This window comes from Arcticibacter tournemirensis (assembly GCF_006716645.1).
Classification (GTDB): domain Bacteria; phylum Bacteroidota; class Bacteroidia; order Sphingobacteriales; family Sphingobacteriaceae; genus Arcticibacter; species Arcticibacter tournemirensis.
Window position 1 is genome coordinate 2359366 of sequence record NZ_VFPL01000001.1, and the last position, 17361, is coordinate 2376726.

Sequence of the window (17361 nt, forward strand, 5' to 3'; positions counted from 1 at the left end):
GTCGACCTAAAAGAAAGTGTTGTAAGAGCAAAAGTCTTTCGCCATTCAGGTTTCATGGATTCCATTCGTTATATTTGATTATAAACCATAACTATCACAATTCATGGGTCAAAAAATTGGAATACTGGCCTACGGGTCTTTGATTAATGACCTAGGCAAAGAAATAGAACCGCTTATAATCGACCGGATAGCTTGCTTTACGCCATTCGCTATCGAGTATGCTAGGTTAAGTAGCACTAGAGATGATGCTCCCTCACTTATTCCTGTGAAAGAAGGGGGTGCTAAAGTGAAAGCACAAATTCTGGTACTGGGATTTAGCACTTTCTTGACCCAAGCTGAGGATATGTTATGGCGGCGAGAAACTCGGCAGAAAACGAATGTTAAACTATACCCGAGGAATAAGGAGCCTGGAAAAAACTCAGTTACCGTCATACGAATAGATAATTTTGAGGGAGTTGACCAGGTAATTTACACCTCGATTCCTTCTAATATTAGTTTGAACTCTCCGGACATTTTAGCTGGCTTGGCTGTGCAATCCATTTTGCAGGAAGCTGGGGAAAGGAAAATAGATGGTGTGCGATATTTGCTGGACGCGAAGCGAAATGGCATCAAGACACTACTTTCTGAGGCCTATGAACAAGAAATTCTCAAACAAACGGAAACTAAAAGTTTGGAGGCCGCTATTGAGAAGTTGGACGCCTTGCGAACGGCGCAGTTGGAACGAGCCGCAGCGTTTCAGCAACAAGAATTACAATATTTAGAATTTACTAAAGGCCGTAGTTAATGAATTTCGAAGAAAGCGATATTAATTTTGATCGTATTGATTGGCGTCAATTTGAGGAGCTATGCTTCGACCTTCTAATGAAATACCAGTATCACGACATGATCTGGCATCAGGGCAGTGCAGATGGTGGAAGGGATATCGAAGGCTTGTCCACGGTAGTTAATCCCTTATTGGGCTCTTACACGGAAAAATGGTTTTTTGAGTGCAAATTTTACACAGGCGGTGTTCCTATGAATGAACTAGTAAACAAGATCGGTTGGGCAACGGCGCATTGTGTAAAACATTTTGTTTTAATAACGAATACCCATCCGACCAAAGACACTTGGGATTATCTTAACAAAACCCAGGAAATAGCCAGTTTTAAAATACATGTTATTGACGGAAAAAAGATCAAGTTAATGTTATTAGCGTTTCCCGATTTGATTGTAAAATACTTTGCGGATGATACGGTAGCGTGGGTTAAGAATTTGGTTCGGCAATGGCTTTTTCAAAAAGCACTGCCTGAAGTAAAAACACTTGCCAGGTTGGCGGAGATTGTCGATCCGGCCAAATTAGCTAAAGAAGAGTTGGTATTTCTAATGATGGCTTATCAATCAAGTGATTATGACGAAGACGATCTACCCATTGACTTTGAACCATTTGATTTTGATTTCCTTTGGCCTGAAATTGTTAAATATGAAAACGAAAAATATCCTATCAGTCTGAATGATGTATTTCTTTACCAGGATCGTGATTGGCTTCATCTCCGATTGATGAGTTCCACAATTGAACAACTCGATGAATTTGCTTTCGCCATGCAACACGAAATTGACGATGTAGGACATATTCAAATAACGTTGAGAAGAACCGGTAAACAATTTGCTGTTAAAATTGCCATCAACAAGCCTCAACCATGAAAGTTGTATTAGACACTAACATTATTTATGATGACTTCAATTTTAAGAAGCCCAATAGCCAGATTTTACTACGTGAATTGAAAGGGGGCAAGTTGACACTGCATGTCCCTGAAATTGTATTAGACGAAATCGTCAACAAATTCCGGCAACGTATGGATAAGGCACATAAACAAATCAAATCTGAGTTAGATACGATTAAAGAACTGGCGTTGGAAGAATTAACTAGCCCAACGAACGACCAGGTGATTAGTGATCTGGTCAACAACTACCGTGATAGATTGATGTCTCTATTTGAAGAATACGATGTTAAACTAATTCCGTATCCCAAGACTGATCATCGGTTCTTGGCAAAAAAGGCAATGTTAAAAACAAAACCTTTTAATACGAATGAAAAGGGTTATCGCGACAATCTCATTTGGGAGAATATTAAATCTTTGATCTCAGGAGCTGGCGAAGAAATAGCATCCCGTCCAGAACTGGTATTTGTGACAAATAATCATACTGATTTTATGGCCGGTGATAAGCTGCACGAGGACTTGGTTAATGAATTAGATGAACAGGATTTGCAGAGCGACACGGTGGCCGTCTATCGAAACCTAAAGGAGTTTGTCGACAACGTATTGAACTTATATGTCGTGCAGGAAGATGTCTTCAGAGAGCGGCTCAATGCAAATGATTTTTGGGATTTTGAATTGAAGTCAATTATTGAAGAGTATTTAGATAATGAATATGTTGGCCATAACCTTAGTAAGTTCGAGTTTTCTGAGCCAGGCGATTACCCAGATGAAGACCGGGAGATCACTGCTTATCATGAAAATTTTCAAATCCGCGATTTAACAGTAAAAAAACTGAGTGCCGACGAATTTGTGGTTGATGCTAAGATTGATATTGAAACCGAACTTGAATTTTTTGTAGATAAATCAGATTATTATTCAAGCAGAGATGAAGAATATGCTGTAATAGACTCTGACTGGAATAAACATGTGATGCTCGTCGGCCAAACGGAGACCATCCCATTTGACGTGACATTAATTGTGAACAGCAAATTAAAATGTCAAAGTATAGAGCTGAACAAAACCGATTAAATGTGACAAATCCTCTTTGGATTTTACTAATATTTTTAGTATTATTGCTTGCTGTCGTTTTTGGAAGTGATAATTATGTTAAGGTATTTTTTAATCTATATCAATATTGTTAGTTTTATAGGAGTAAAAAGTTATAAATCAAATACATTTCATCGCCAATCCAACGTAATGGCAGAATTCACAAAATCAAATCCTGATGTTTTATCAGGAGAATTGGACGTTAGTCCTGATCATTATGCTAGCATCATCGATCATATACAGGAAGATTGTAACATTAACGACCGGCTACAGGCCTCATTTCATTTTATTAAATATCACGATTGTGTCAATCGTGAAAGTGATTTCTTAAAAACGCTTTCCGGATACCTCGTTCAATATTGTTTTTCTAAACAACGTTATAAATCAGCCAACGTTTTTGAGATCCAACAACTGTTTATAGAGGCCAGGGATAAGTTTTTTAATCCTAAAGACTCATCCAATGGTCGAAGTGGTGCAAGCCGGTCGGGGGAGCTAGGTGAAATCGCTCTTTATTTTCTTTTAGAATCATATTTAAAATCTCCGCAGATCGTTAGTAAAATGGCGCTCAAAACCACTGGGGGCGAAAATTATAAGGGCTCGGATGGTATTCATGTAGGCATTGTAAATAATAAAAAGTGTTTTTTTTACTGTGAATCCAAGTTGAATAAGGTGAAGGATAACGCATTTAGTTCCTGTATTGCTTCAGTTATTAATTTTCACTTAGACAAAAAGGATTTCGAGGTATCTGTTGTCAATAATCATATTGAAATAGAAAACGATAATCTGCGGCAAGCGGTTTTAGACTTTTTAAACCCTTCCAAACCGAAAGGGGATGATTGGTTGGAAGTAAATGCATGTTTTATTGGGTTCGATTGGCCGAATTTCATAGATATCGAGAAGTGCCAGCCTAACGAAGCCCTAATGAAGAAACTGACAGATGATTTAAAATTGGAAATTGAAACCATCAAAAAACACATTACTGATACTATTATATTTCCTACTATAAAACACCGTTTTTTCTTTTTTGTGATGCCATTCAAGGATGTTGAAAACATGCGCAAGAATTTTTTGAAATTATTGTATGGAGGGAAATAATAAAACATCTATTTACGATGAGTTGGCAACTTCGATTGTTGCATCAGAGCGGTTTAAAATATATTTGTCGCTGATTCGTAACGAGCTATTGAATACGTTCGAGCCTAGTAGGCAGCAGAATGATATAACTAAGGAGGATTTGAAATTTTTATTGGAATCCGCTTCTATTTTAGCTTGTGCAACTTCGGACGCACACAAACAACTTGCTTATGCTATTACGGTAAATGTCTATAACCAGTTCAAATCAGAATATGAGGATATTGATCGAATCGCCTCTTTTCTCTTATTGAGGCTTGGTAATTTCCCGGGGTTTCAGTTACTTAAAAACAGGGCAGTTGAACGAGCATTAGAAAAGGAATTGGCCGATATTAATATCAGTCAGCAATATGAGGTCATTTCAAAAAGTATTGATAACAAAGTTTCCGTGAATGGAACTGATCTTTATCTGACAGATTTTCAGCGAGACGCATATCATAGTCTCAGTATTGGGCAAGATTATAGTTTTTCAGCACCTACCTCAGCCGGGAAATCTTTTTTAATGATTTTGTTTATTATAGAACAACTTCAACAGTGCCCTGAACTTACTATCGTGTATGTCGTTCCTACAAAAGCCTTGATCAACCAAGTTAAAAATGATATAAGAGGCGCCTTTAATCGCTATGATATTCAGGGCGTTGGAGTGCATTCTTCTACAACTTCTTTTGAATTGACGGAGTTGCAAAGCGCTCCAACTGATAAAACCAAACATATCTACATACTTACCCAGGAACGGTTAAGCCACTTGTTATCAAGACGCGATATTCCTTTTGTTATTAACACTTTGATTGTTGATGAAGCGCAAAAAGTTGGTGACGGATACCGCGGCGTATTATTGGAAAGAGTGATTACACAAACAGCGCGTACTTACCCGAAAGCCAGGATTGTATTTTCTTCACCCTTGGCGTCCAATCCGGAGTTTTTCAAAAAATTCAAGCCAGAATTACAAGAATCGAGAACAAACAATTCGCCGGTACATCAAAATGTACTCTTTTTGAATAGCAAGAGAAAGGACACTTTTTTGTCGGTGTTGCATGACGAAGTAGAAGCTCTGATTGAAGATAACGACCTTCAAAAAGGATGTCCAAGCGCTAAACGCGCGAAGATGGCTTATTGGGCATTTCACTTAGGAAAAGGACAGTCTAATATTCTCTACGGAAATGGCGCGGCCGAAACTGAAGAGCTGGCCAAGCACCTTTCCGATTTATTACCGAATGTGCAAGATGAACGGATCGAAGAATTTGTCAATTTTATTCAGGACAATATTCACGGGGAGTACACTTTGATCACCTGCTTGCGTAAAGGTGTTGCGTTTCATTATTCGACCATGCCGCGGGAACTAAAGGAAAAAATTGAACTTTTATTTTCAGATGAAACTGTTCCGGTGAATTATTTATGTTGCACCAGTACCCTTTTGGAAGGAATGAACATGCCTGCAAAGAATGTCTTTATCATTGATCCTACCAAAGGACAGGGGAACCACATGGGTAAATTTGATTTTTGGAATCTTGCAGGTAGGGCAGGACGACTATTAAAGGATTTTTATGGCAATATCTATTGTATTGACCCAAACTCTTGGAACGATGAAAGTTACATCCCTGAAAGATCTATTGAAAACTACACCATTGAAAGTTCCACTGAAAATGTTTTGGTCGATAGAGCAGTAGATTTAACCAGCTACCTACAAGATGTTGACCAAGTTTTTCCAGGTAAAGATAAAGAGCTATTAGAACAAACATCATCTACTTTTTTGATTAATTCGCTGAACGATCCAAGCGATACTATCGGCAAATACCTTAATGACCATAAGATTACGATGGAAAGCCAGCAGGTAACTGCTATCGAAACTGCGATTACCGGAATTATCAATGAAAACGTGTTACCCGATTTTGTAATCCGGAAGAATCCGGGCATCGATATGAGGTTGCAAAACCGGCTATTTGCGTATTTCAGCACTGTGCCTACCAGTGTATCGGTGCCGGTTTATCCAGCAGCCTTTGAATTTTATAATTCTATAGTTAATGTTTACGACGTTATCAATACCATATTTTTGGCTTCGGCAGACACCCGTATGATTAGACGTTATGCGTTCGTTTCTTCCGTCTGGATTAAAGAAAATCCTTTAGGTTACCTGATTCAGGAACAAGTAAAATATGAACAAAAAGAGAAAAAGTTTTCATCTGTAAATAAATGTGTAAGGACGGTAGTCGATTTAATAGATGGTATACTCACTTATAAATATGCCAAGTACACGAAATGCTACAACGATATTTTGGAGTACTATATTCAAACCATTAAGGCGGATGTTAAACTGATCAATATATCGGCTTATCTGGAACTGGGTGCATGCAACCCGACAACGATTAGCTTAATATCTTTGGGTCTATCCAGAACAACTGCCATAAGATTACGCACCCTGATCGGGCAAAATGATCTTGATCGCGCGGCATGTGTTAATTGGTTGAGTCAAAATTATACGCGATACAAAAACCGTTTGCCGGTAGTTTGCCAGGATGATTACGACAATAATTTTAACGAATAATGGATTTCGGCGATTTTTCAAAATTTGAACAGAATTTTCTAAACGGAAAGCTTGGCGTATTTGCAGATAAATATGTACGAATGCGTATTGTCTGGACACCCGAACAATTATCTGATGATTTTTTAAAGCACATCGAAGACGAACTGGTAGCCGATATCATTTATCTTCAAAATTTTAATGATAATCGTAGGCCTGGTTTCAATCCGATTCGCTCGATGGAATGGTTATCATCGCGCAGAGGGCATACTTGGGTATTAAACAAAGCAACCACCAAGTATAATAAAGATAAAGATGTAGCACGGAGAGGAAGCCCCATCGCCGAAAGGGTTCGCTTTGGCGACAGTGGTACTAAAATGTTTTATGACATCAATTTTGGTCTACAGGGACCGAATAGTCATAGCCGGGTGACCACCGAGGAATATCGTAACATCGACCTTAATCCCTGGACGATTAAACACGTTAACCATGAACTGCAAACTAAGCATGGCACTGATCTCAAGACAATACTTTACAACTTACCCTTAAACAGTTCACTGGTAGATATCACAGATCATTGGCTTGGAAATTATTATTATGATGAGAATAACCCGGCTTTAATACCATTGCTCAAAACGTTCCGATCAACATTCTATTATTACGTTTACAAAGGGAAATATTATGCCTCGGCAGAAAGCTTAGGTGAAGATAGATTTACCCCGGATTCACAATATTACCAATACGGTTTTGACCTCTGCGTGCTTAATTTTCATCAACAACAAGGGGCGGTATTTGATATCAAAGATTTCACAGAGGAAGAAAGACCATTGAAAATAATTTTAAATCAGCTGGCCAATGAGGCAGGTATAGATTACCACGCTGTCAGTCCCAATAACCTAGGCGTCAATGCTGATCATTTTTTTACAACTTACCAAAACTATTTTAACTCCAAACACATATCATGATCAAAGTAACCTGGAGGCCGCTCATGTTAACAGCCACCCAAAACACACCTTACTGGTACTCTTTAAAAAAAGTAAAGGATCAAACCACTGCTAGGTTTGCTAACGCGCTGGAATGTCAGATCAATGAAGACTTAAATGTTGGTCACGATATTTTATTAGTCGTTGGCATGAAAAAAGGAGCGGACAAATTCACTTGGGATTTCTCTTATGTTCCTGAAAGTGCCGATGGAAAAGAGGTTATTAGTTACATTAAGGAAAGGGGCTTTACCAATGTTGGATTGGATTTTATCTTCTAATGTCTTTGTTTCACTATACGACCTTTCCTACACTGATTGAACATATCCTGCCGACAAAAAAATACGCGCAAGTAATCTCAAATCCATTCCCCCGCAAAACCGTAACAAATGCGTAACGGAGCAAAATTTTGCGGTTTAAAAACAGTTGGTAAATTGCTTCTGTAAGTCAGAAAAGCACATTTTGCCTGATATATAAGGGCGGTAAGGCTAGAAGACTCATAATCTTTCAGTTGCTATTTCAATCAAACGATCCATAAATCGGGTAGAATAATTGACCAAGAGCAAAGAATATTATACTTGTGTAACACCGAAAATAGCAATATCCATATTTCGGAAAACAGGAATATTTTAATAGAAAGTAAATCGGCAAATAAGGATGTTGATTGCTGACAAAGCTAATCAATTGCTCTTTCCTCGTTGTTCCGCTTGCTTTTTTAGCTCATGATACTCTTCCAAAAGCTCGTAGTATTTTTCTTTCCATTTATTTCGATCTTTTTCCATCTCTTCAAGTGTTGTGATCTCTGGACCGGCGCGATGAATAAATGATTGCATTTCTGGCAAATCTGTCGTGAAATCATACCCTATCACCCTGCCGTACTTCTCCAATATCGTATAATCCAAATTTGCCTGTTTGATGTGGTAATAATAGGTGGTCCTATCAAATCCAGCTTCTGCAGCCACCTTTGATTTAACCAAGCCCTTTTTAGTAATAATCTTGCCTAATAATTCTCCCCTGTGCAAACCTTTTGATTTTATAATAACAATCAAAAGGTAACTATTATTAAATGTCTTTCTTTCTACAAAAAGACGTGAATTTTTCTACATATATGTTGAAATATGTAGAAATAAATAAAATATTTGCTATATTTGATGTAGAGAAATGTTGAATTTTATTTGAATGGTGAATTGCATCCCTGATAGATATATTCTTTTGATTTGCCCACCCACTTAAGCGATCCCGGAAATATATTTCTCTCTTCTGAAAGCACTAGGCGCCCTGTTTTCATTGGAATTTCTTAATTCTTAATTCAATGAATCTTACTAAAACTTACAGTAATGAAGCCATTCACAGGCTGCACAGAATCCCTATTGTTCTTTTTGAAGCATACAGACCAATTCTTAAAGCGAAGCGTTCGTTTAAAACGAAGAAATGAAAGCGCAAAAGAAAATGCTTTTCGCAACACTTCTGATCCCAACAACGATAAAACCTTAGGCCGCGCCCTGGTTATAGGATATATCATTCTTCTTATTATTCTCTCCATTTCGCAGGTCGTTTCAACTTTTGCACAGGCTCCGTCAAAAGGTCTGCAAATAGGAGATACGATACCCGAAAAGATTTGGCATCTCCCTCTTCAGGTGGCAGGTCATCCCGAAAATAGATCTACCATCACCCTGAATGACTTTCGCGGCAAGCTGGTGCTGATCGACTTCTGGGCCACCTGGTGTACCAGCTGCATCGCTAACTTTCCCAAAGTTGATTCCCTGCAAAAGCAGTTTGTCGAAAAGCTCCAGGTACTGATGGTTACCCGGGAAGGGGAGAACAAGGTGCTGCCCTTCCTGACCCGCTATAAGAAGAACCACGGCACTTCACCCGAGCACCCTAGTGTGCTTTCAGATACCCTTTTACATCGCTTGTTCCCACACCGCCTGATCCCGCACTATGTGTGGATCACGCCCGAGGGCAGGGTGGCTGCCATTACCGGCCCGGAGAGCCTGAATGCCAGGACTGTCAGGATGCTGCTTGCAGGTGCCCCGGCGCCGCTGTTTGTGAAGAAAGATCTGGACCCGGAAAAGCCTCTCTTTCTACCGCCTCTGCCTGAGGGCGCCAGATTGTACCAGTCCCTGCTGCTGAAAGGACATTATAACGGATTGGGCAGCGGCAACCGCCACTACAGCAACGACAGCTGCCGGGGCATCGCCGTTACCAACTCCACGGCCCTGTGGCTTTACCAAACGGCCGCCCTTGCTCTTTTTGAAAAGCACGGCGAACTGTTTACCGGCCGGCGCATGGTCCTGAACTGCAGTCCGGAGGTATCCTCCGGTGCTCCGCCCAACCAATACACCTACCAGTTGCTTTTGCCCGCAGGCAGGGAGGCCGATCTTTACAGCAGCATGCTGAGCGACCTCAATCGCTATCTGCCTTTCCGTGGAGTTATTGAAAATCGGCAGGTAAACTGCCTGGTGCTTCGCCTCAGGGGCAGTACGGCGATGCTCAAATCCAAAGGAGGGGAGCCGCTGAACCGGCTGCTGGACAAGGCGCATCCCCGGTTGCGGAACTCACCCTTACGCTACCTCGTCGTGCGCCTCAACCAGCTGAACCGGCTGGAGCTCCCGGTGATTGATGAAACGGACTTCAGCGGCAAGGTTGATCTCGATCTCGACACCTCCTTTGACGACCTTGCCTCCCTGCAGCGGGCCCTTAAGCCTTACGGCCTGGAGCTGGTGAAAGCGGTACGCAGCATCCCTATGTTAGTTATTTCTGATCATCCTTAATCATTCAACCCATAACCCCTTAACAAGTGAAACAGCTTCTATTTATCACATTTCTTGTTTGTGCCTCCCTGCCTGCATGGTGCAGGCAGGCCCTCAGCGGCAACGTTTATTCCGCTGATAACAACACGCCTCTTGCCGGGGCCTCCCTGCGCCTGAAAGGCAGCAGCACGGGCACCACCACCGGGCGCAGCGGAGAGTTCACCCTGCAGGTTAGCGGCAGCCGTGTTACAATCATCGTGAGCTACGTCGGCTTTAAAACCACAGAACTGGCCATCAGCCTTCCCCTGAAGCGCCCCCTGGAGATATTGCTTGAGCCCTCGGCAGAAAGCCTGCAGGAAGTGTCTGTCTCCACCGGCTACCAAACTCTTCCTCGCGAGCGCTCCACGGGCTCCTTCAGTCAGGTGGACCGCCGCACCCTCAATCAGCAGGTGAGCACCGACGTGATTTCCCGCCTGGAAGCTGTGGCGAACGGACTGGTGGTAGGCCGTACCAATAACACGGGCATCACCATCCGCGGGCTGAGCACCATCCTGGGCGACAAAGGTCCCCTGATCGTGCTCGACAACTTTCCTTACGAAGGCGATATTAACAACATCAACCCCAATGAGGTGGCGAGTATCACCCTGCTTAAAGATGCTGCCGCTGCCTCCATCTGGGGGGCACGGGCAGGCAACGGCGTGATCGTGATCACGACCAAAAAGGGCCGGTTTAACCAGCCCCTGTCGGTTGATTTCAGCTCCAATGTGTCCCTGACCGGCAAGCCCGACCTCTTTTATCTCAGGCAGATGTCCTCCTCAGATTTCATTGATGTGGAGCAGATGCTCTATGAAAAGGGCTACTATAACGACAAGCTCAGCTCGCCCGGGAAACCAGCCCTCTCACCGGTGGTCGAGCTGCTGGACCAGACAGGGCGAACAGTATCCGCTGAAGAAGCCAAAGCGCAGATCAATTCCTGGCGCAGCCTGGATGTCCGCAATGATTACCGGCAATACCTCTACCGGAGTGCGGTAAACCAGCAGTACGCCCTGAGCTTAACAGGAGGCTCGGGGCAGATGGCCTGGGCAGCCTCAGGAGGCTATGACCGTAACGTCAGTAACCTCGATGCCGCTTATAACCGCGCAAGCCTGAACTTCAACAGCAGCATCAGGCCCCTGAAAAACCTTCAGCTGAGTGCCGCAATTACCTATACACGCAGCGAAAGCGCTACCGGCAGGCCGGGCTACGGCGAGATCTATGCGAACACTTCTTACTTGTACCCTTATGCGCGGCTGGCCGATGAGCATGGCAACGCTTTGCCGCTGGCACGCAATTACCGCTCTTCGTATACCGATACAGCAGGGAGGGGTAAGCTGCCCGACTGGCGTTATTTCCCGCTCGAAGAATATAATCATACTCCCGGAACCACCATGACCCGCGACGCCCTGATGAACTTCGGCCTGAACTACCGCCTGGCAGAGGGCTTGAACCTCGATCTGAAATACCAGTACGAGCAGCAGCAGCGTGAGGGCAGGCAGCTCTATGATGCCGGAAGCTTCTATGCCCGCAACCTGGTCAACTCCTTCGCTCAGCTCAGCGCAGCGGGATCCTTGAGCTACCCGGTACCCCCGGGAGGTGTCCTCGACCTGTTGCAGCAGGATCTGAGTGTAAACAATGCCCGCGCGCAGATCAACTTCGACCGCTCCATAGGCAGGCATACCATCGTGGCCCTGGCAGGGGCAGAGCTGCGCAGCAGCCGCACATTGGCTAATGCCCACCGCAGCTATGGCTATAACCCCGACGTGCTCAGCTTCGGCAACGTGGATTATTCGGTCACCTATCCCTCTTTTGTGGATGGCAGCACCTCTTTCATTCCCAATAAAGACTCTTATGATGACTTCCTGGGCCGCTATGTCTCTTTGTTTGCCAATGCCGCTTATACCTGGCAGGGCAAGTATACCCTTTCGGCCAGTGCCCGCAGGGATGCCTCTAATCTCTTCGGGGTGAAAACCAACGACCGCTGGAATCCCCTCTGGTCGGCAGGGCTGGCCTGGGACCTCTCCCGCGAGAGCTTCTATAAGCTCGCCTGGCTGCCCGATCTGAAGCTGCGGGCAACCTATGGCTTCAGCGGCAACGTAAACAGCTCGCTGGCTGCCGTCACTACCATCCAGTACTTCGGTACAAACCCCTACCTGTTCACTCCCTACACCATCTTCAGCAACTACGCCAACCCCGAGCTGAAGTGGGAGACCTCGCGCATGCTGAACCTGGCGGCCGACTTCCGCACGCGCGACAGCCGCCTCAGGGGCTCTGTAGAGTATTACCGCAAGAAGGGCACCGACTTGCTCGGCCCTTCACTGATTGACTATACCAGCGGTACCGGCAGCAGCATCACTAAGAACGTGGCTTCTATGAAGGGCAGGGGAGTGGATATTGAATTGAACAGCGTCAACATAAAAGGTACACTGGGCTGGACTACCAGCTTTAACCTGAGCTTCTATAAAGACGAGGTGACCAGTTATTACCTGTTCTCTCAGCAGGGTGCCAGCTTTGTGGGCCTCAACAGCCGCATCGCCGGCATTGTGGGCAGGCCGGTATATTCGGCGCTGGCCTTCCGCTGGGGAGGGCTCGATCCGCAGACGGGCGACCCCCAGGGCTACGTGAATGGGGAACTTTCAAAAGACTATGCCGCCCTCACCGGCAGCGGCACTGCCATTGACGACCTGGTATATAAGGGACCGGCCATGCCGACGGCCTTCGGCTCAATGGGCAACACCTTAAGCTGGAAGGGTTTTTCGCTTACGGCCCGCCTGCTTTATAAGTTTGGCTCCTACTTTACCCGCCCGTCTATCGACTACTCCAGCCTGTTCAGCAACGGGGCCGGCCATTCGGATTACGCCCTGCGCTGGCAGCAGCCGGGGGATGAGAATACTACTTCCGTGCCTTCGGTCGCTTATCCTGCTAATTCACGGCGCGACCAGTTTTACCGGGGCTCTGAAGTGCTGGTGGAAAAGGGGGATAACATCCGCCTTCAGTATGTTAACCTCAGCTACGACATTGGTCAGCAGAAGCTGCGCACCCTGCCTTTTAAGTCGCTGGAGGTGTTCCTTAACCTGAATAACCTGGGCATCCTCTGGAGGGCAAACAAGCAGAACCTGGATCCCGACTATGCTTTTTCGGATACCAGCATCCCGCCCGCTCTTACCGTAGCCGCCGGGATCAGGGCATCTTTAAAATAAAGATTGAACAGTGCAGCATTTACATTCATAACCCGAGAACAATGAAAATAATAGTAAACAAACTCATTGCAGGCATCCTGTCTGCTACCTTGCTCTGCTGCCTGCTGGGCAGCTGCGACCAGTTTCTCGACGCCAGGCCCGACAAGAAACTGGTGGTTCCCGCTACGCTGGCCGACCTGCAGGCCATGATCGACAATTACAGCTCCATGAGCAGCAACACTCCCGGAGCGGGAGAGGCCAGCTCGGCCGACTTCTACCTTACCGATGCCGACTGGGCGGCCCGCGGTGAGTTTGACCGCAGGGTATATACCTGGGAAAAGGACCACCTCTTCGCTACCGGCGACCTGGGCAACGACTGGTCGTACTGCTTCGGCTCTACGTATATCTGTAATACGGTACTGGAGGGCCTCCCGAAGATCGGCCGCACCGCCGCCAACGCCGCAACATGGGACGACCTGAAAGGGCAGGCCCTGTTTTACCGCGGCATGAACTATCTGAATGCAGCCTGGGTATGGTGCATGCCCTACGATGACGAGTCGGGCGCGATGGGCCTTCCCCTGCGGCTTAGTCCCGACTTCAACACTCCGTCGCTGCGCTCCACGCTCAAAGAAACCTACGGGCAGCTGCTTGACGACTTGAAAGCTTCGGTTCCGCTGCTGCCCGCTAAAACAACGCATCCGCTGAGGCCCTGCAAAGCAGCTGCCTGGGGCGCGCTGGCAAAGGCATACCTCTCCATGCGTAAATACACCGAGGCGGGGCTGTATGCCGACTCCTGCCTGCAGGTAAACAGCGCCCTGCTGGATTATAACACGCTGAACGCCTCGGCCTCTTACCCCATCGCAAAGGCGAACGCGGAGGTGGTATTCGACCGTGCCGCCGCTATGCCGCCCCCGCTCAACCCCAGCCGGGCGAAGGTTGACTCCAACCTCTATGCGCTCTACCCTGAAGGCGACCTGCGCAAAACGGTGTTCTTTAAACGCAATACCAACGGGACTTACGCTTTTAAAGGAAGTTACCTTGGTACGCTGGGGGTGTTTAGCGGGATTGCCACCGACGAGATGTATCTCATAAGGGCTGAGGCCTATGCCCGTGCAGGGCAGACGGAAAAGGCGCTGGCCGACTTGAATGCGCTGCTGCGAAAGCGCTGGAACAGGAATTTCTTCAGGGAGGTAAACGCTGCTACGGGCGCGGAGGCCCTGCAGCTGATCCTGCTGGAAAGACGGAAAGAACTGCTGATGCGCACCCTGCGCTGGATGGACATCAAGCGCCTGAACATGGAAGGGGCGGGGATCTCCCTATCAAGAAAGATCAACGGCCAGGTGTATACGCTTCCTGCAAACGACCTTCGCTTTGCCCTGCCCATTCCCGATGACGTGATTTCCCTCTCGGGCATGCAGCAGAACCCCCGCTAAACAAAGGAAGAGGCTACCCGAAATCAGAAGCCTCTTCCTTTAAAAACTTTTGCGACGTTTTCAAACAAGTCTGGCTCGTTTCCATAGTTTATCAGTCTGAGCGAGTTCTTACATGTCGTCGGCTGAGAGGAGTGAATAGCTGAAACTGAAGCCTTTTAGCTGTTCCTCCAGTTTTTTAGCTTTGTTCATCAGAATGTTCTTATCGAGTTTGCCGGGATTTAATTTTACTTCAACAAACTCTGCTATCTTTTCATTTTCGTTAATTGCCACGATGTCTATTTCATTTCCACCGCGGTCCCAGTAATTGCCGATGATGTTATAGCGGTGCGACAGAGCCATCTTTTCGGAAAACCACTTTTCGAGGAAACGGCCGGCGAAGGTGTGAAAATCGCGTTTGAATATGTCCTTTACATAAGGGAAGTTACCAAGCTCAATGGCGTTCCTGTTTTTGAAGATGAAGCGGAACCAGAAGTTAAGGAAGTTATCGTCTATATAGTATTTCTGATTGCGGGAACCAGGTTTGGAGAGTACCGGTTTTACTGTTTTAATGATCTGGTATTCATTTTGAAGCCGGTCGAGGTATCCTCCTATGTTTTTCTCCAGTATAGATTCAATGTCAGAACGGGAGGTCTTGGCACTCGCCATTAGTGATAAAATAGAGAAGTAGGTAATGTATTCTTTTCCAAACTCTTCGATTAATAAGTTTTTCCCTTCGTCAAGCCAAAAGGAGTTTGCACGGAATACTTCATCGGTCATGGCTTCGAATGTGAAAGCCTTGCGTTCAGCAAGTAATTCTACATATTTAGCCACTCCGCCTGTGAGCACAAAAAAGGCAAGAAGATCAATCGGCTGGAATTTTGGATGATAATCGGAAACGATTTGTTTAAGGGTATCTACAGAAAATGGCTTCAGATGAATTCGCTCGTTTGCCCGTCCGAAAAGGGGCTCTTTTGCATTCTCGAATATTTTTTTCATCATCGAGAGTACCGATCCGCTTAATATGAGATTCAGATGGCTGTGCTGCTTGCGTCGGTCCCAAATTCGTTGCATTTCACTGAACACAGAAGGGTTAATTGTATTAAATTCCTGGAATTCATCAATCGTTAGCGAAAAAGGCCGCTGCTCGGAGAGCTCCATCAGGTATTCAAAAAGCGTGCTGAAAGAATTGAAGCTGCCTAAAATAGTTATCGAAAGTGTTTTCTGAACCTCTGCTATGAAGTCCTGACAAAGGAGAACTTCTTCTTTGCGGCTGACAAAAAGATAGACGTGAAGATCTTGTTCCGAGGATTTTAAGATCAGGCTGGTCTTCCCAATCCTTCTCCTTCCGGTTACAATGGTCATCCTTGCTCCTTCAGAAATACTCTCTCTGGTTCTTTTTAGTAAAGATAATTCATCTTCGCGATTATAAAACTTCATAACGTAATGGAGGTTACAGTAATGTGCGTTACTGTAACCAAAGTTACGTTATTCAATTTAAATAAATAAAAAAGTTTGTACATTTGCAGACTGTCCTGACTGCCAGGGATAACTCAAGCATGCCCGGATAGTTGAACTGAAACATTCTAATTATTTACTTAATGGATAATTCTACCGACCCGGATCAAAAACTGTATAAAAGTGACCCGAACCAAGCCTATAAAGACCGGCCAATAGTGATATGTCCTTATTGCAAAAATGACCGCTGCGAGCACATCCACCGAAGCTTCATTCACAAAACTTTCTTTTCTTTCCTCAATTTAAGGAAATACCGCTGCCGCAAGTGCTTTAAAAAGTTTTATAAGAAGGCGGGTGATACCCGACGAAGCTCAGAATCACAGTAAAATAGGTCTTAATTCACGCTGAAGATAAAGCCCACGCCATGAACGTTTTGTATTCGTACCGACTGCGAGTCGCGGAATAACTTCCTTAGGCGGGAGATGAATACGTCAAGACTTCTGCCGAGAAAGTAGTTATTGTCGCCCCACAGGTCGCGCAGGATCTCCTCACGTTTCACCACTTTGTTTCTCCGCTGATACAGGTATTCAATCAGGTCGGCCTCCCGTTGGGTAAGCGAGACGTTAAGCTCGTCGGGCAGGGAAAGCACCAGCTGCGACTTCTTAAGCGACATATCTCCCAGGCAGATCGTTTCTGTCTCGGGCAGTCTTCTTGCTGCTTCGGGCGTTACGTACGCCACTTTATGCCTTACCATATTCTGGATCTTCAATACCAGCTCGTCGGCATCGAAGGGTTTGGTAATATAATCTACGGCGCCTATTTTAAGTCCTTTCAGCCGGTCGGCCTTGTCCTTTTTTGAAGTGAGAAATACAAGGTACACATTCTGGTTGATGGCCAGCAGCTGTTCCGACAGGTCGAAGCCGTTCATGTCGGGCAGCTGAATATCAATAATGACCACGTTATAGGCTGCCGGAACTTTCCTGAAGTATTCAAGCGCCGAACGGGCAGTGGTAAACCAGTCAACCTGGAAGTCCATCAGCTCCAGGTACTGTTTGGTAAGATTACCCAGGTCAAATTCATCCTCTACATATAACAGCTTTACTTTCATGGTTTG

Annotated in this window: 13 protein-coding genes; 10 read left to right on the plus strand and 3 right to left on the minus strand. The window is 45.2% G+C overall.

Annotated features, from left to right (window positions below):
- Window positions 1-103 precede the first annotated feature (103 nt).
- From BDE36_RS09865 to BDE36_RS09895, 7 genes are all read left to right on the plus strand, one after another.
- The gene (locus BDE36_RS09865; protein ID WP_141814732.1) at window positions 104-784 is read left to right on the plus strand and encodes a hypothetical protein; all 681 of its coding nucleotides are present in this window, start codon (window positions 104-106) and stop codon (window positions 782-784) included.
- Window positions 784-1680, plus strand: coding sequence for a restriction endonuclease (locus tag BDE36_RS09870; RefSeq protein ID WP_141814733.1), 897 nt, complete (start codon window positions 784-786; stop codon window positions 1678-1680). Before BDE36_RS09865 ends, BDE36_RS09870 begins: the two co-directional genes overlap by 1 nt.
- Window positions 1677-2765: a PIN domain-containing protein gene (locus BDE36_RS09875; protein WP_141814734.1), complete on the plus strand. Its 1089-nt coding sequence runs from the start codon at window positions 1677-1679 to the stop codon at window positions 2763-2765. The genes BDE36_RS09870 and BDE36_RS09875 overlap by 4 nt, the downstream gene beginning before the upstream one ends.
- Before the next feature lie 168 nt (window positions 2766-2933).
- On the plus strand, window positions 2934-3878 hold the full coding sequence (locus tag BDE36_RS09880) for a HamA C-terminal domain-containing protein (protein ID WP_161987592.1): 945 nt from the start codon (window positions 2934-2936) through the stop codon (window positions 3876-3878).
- A complete protein-coding gene (locus BDE36_RS09885) occupies window positions 3865-6456 on the plus strand; it encodes a DEAD/DEAH box helicase (protein WP_141814736.1) in 2592 nt (863 codons plus the stop codon). The genes BDE36_RS09880 and BDE36_RS09885 overlap by 14 nt, the downstream gene beginning before the upstream one ends.
- Window positions 6456-7397 carry a hypothetical protein gene (locus BDE36_RS09890; protein ID WP_141814737.1) on the plus strand — a complete coding sequence of 314 codons (942 nt, stop codon included), beginning with the start codon at window positions 6456-6458 and terminating at the stop codon, window positions 7395-7397. Before BDE36_RS09885 ends, BDE36_RS09890 begins: the two co-directional genes overlap by 1 nt.
- Window positions 7394-7693 carry a hypothetical protein gene (locus BDE36_RS09895; RefSeq protein ID WP_141814738.1) on the plus strand — a complete coding sequence of 100 codons (300 nt, stop codon included), beginning with the start codon at window positions 7394-7396 and terminating at the stop codon, window positions 7691-7693. The genes BDE36_RS09890 and BDE36_RS09895 overlap by 4 nt, the downstream gene beginning before the upstream one ends.
- Before the next feature lie 399 nt (window positions 7694-8092).
- On the opposite strand, the gene BDE36_RS09900 is transcribed toward BDE36_RS09895, so the two are convergent.
- Window positions 8093-8461 carry a hypothetical protein gene (locus tag BDE36_RS09900; protein WP_141814739.1) on the minus strand — a complete coding sequence of 123 codons (369 nt, stop codon included), beginning with the start codon at window positions 8459-8461 and terminating at the stop codon, window positions 8093-8095.
- Between the two features lie 288 nt (window positions 8462-8749).
- On the opposite strand from BDE36_RS09900, the gene BDE36_RS09905 reads away from it, so the two are divergent.
- Genes BDE36_RS09905 through BDE36_RS09915 form a run of 3 tightly spaced genes read left to right on the plus strand, consistent with a single transcriptional unit; the run spans window position 8750 to window position 14813 of the window.
- Window positions 8750-10186, plus strand: coding sequence for a redoxin domain-containing protein (locus tag BDE36_RS09905; RefSeq protein ID WP_141814740.1), 1437 nt, complete (start codon window positions 8750-8752; stop codon window positions 10184-10186).
- 26 nt (window positions 10187-10212) lie between these two features.
- Window positions 10213-13401, plus strand: a complete 3189-nt coding sequence (locus BDE36_RS09910; RefSeq protein ID WP_141814741.1) for a SusC/RagA family TonB-linked outer membrane protein — start codon at window positions 10213-10215, stop codon at window positions 13399-13401.
- A 41-nt stretch (window positions 13402-13442) separates the two neighbouring features.
- A complete protein-coding gene (locus BDE36_RS09915) occupies window positions 13443-14813 on the plus strand; it encodes a RagB/SusD family nutrient uptake outer membrane protein (protein ID WP_141814742.1) in 1371 nt (456 codons plus the stop codon).
- Between the two features lie 108 nt (window positions 14814-14921).
- Here BDE36_RS09915 and BDE36_RS09920 read toward each other — a convergent pair whose 3' ends face one another.
- Both BDE36_RS09920 and BDE36_RS09925 read right to left on the minus strand, forming a co-directional pair.
- Window positions 14922-16229, minus strand: a complete 1308-nt coding sequence (locus tag BDE36_RS09920; protein ID WP_141814743.1) for an ATP-binding protein — start codon at window positions 16227-16229, stop codon at window positions 14922-14924.
- Window positions 16230-16641: 412 nt separating this feature from the next.
- Window positions 16642-17355, minus strand: coding sequence for a response regulator transcription factor (locus BDE36_RS09925; protein WP_128769150.1), 714 nt, complete (start codon window positions 17353-17355; stop codon window positions 16642-16644).
- Window positions 17356-17361 lie beyond the last annotated feature (6 nt).

Bases quoted from the DNA above. Each gene is read 5' to 3' on its own strand.
- BDE36_RS09865 (WP_141814732.1), top strand. From the start codon at position 104: ATGGGTCAAAAAATTGGAATACTGGCCTACGGGTCTTTGATTAATGAC.
- BDE36_RS09870 (WP_141814733.1), top strand. From the start codon at position 784: ATGAATTTCGAAGAAAGCGATATTAATTTTGATCGTATTGATTGGCGT.
- BDE36_RS09875 (WP_141814734.1), top strand. From the start codon at position 1,677: ATGAAAGTTGTATTAGACACTAACATTATTTATGATGACTTCAATTTT.
- BDE36_RS09880 (WP_161987592.1), top strand. From the start codon at position 2,934: ATGGCAGAATTCACAAAATCAAATCCTGATGTTTTATCAGGAGAATTG.
- BDE36_RS09885 (WP_141814736.1), top strand. From the start codon at position 3,865: ATGGAGGGAAATAATAAAACATCTATTTACGATGAGTTGGCAACTTCG.
- BDE36_RS09890 (WP_141814737.1), top strand. From the start codon at position 6,456: ATGGATTTCGGCGATTTTTCAAAATTTGAACAGAATTTTCTAAACGGA.
- BDE36_RS09895 (WP_141814738.1), top strand. From the start codon at position 7,394: ATGATCAAAGTAACCTGGAGGCCGCTCATGTTAACAGCCACCCAAAAC.
- BDE36_RS09905 (WP_141814740.1), top strand. From the start codon at position 8,750: ATGAAGCCATTCACAGGCTGCACAGAATCCCTATTGTTCTTTTTGAAG.
- BDE36_RS09915 (WP_141814742.1), top strand. From the start codon at position 13,443: ATGAAAATAATAGTAAACAAACTCATTGCAGGCATCCTGTCTGCTACC.
- BDE36_RS09920 (WP_141814743.1), bottom strand. From the start codon at position 16,229: ATGAAGTTTTATAATCGCGAAGATGAATTATCTTTACTAAAAAGAACC.
- BDE36_RS09925 (WP_128769150.1), bottom strand. From the start codon at position 17,355: ATGAAAGTAAAGCTGTTATATGTAGAGGATGAATTTGACCTGGGTAAT.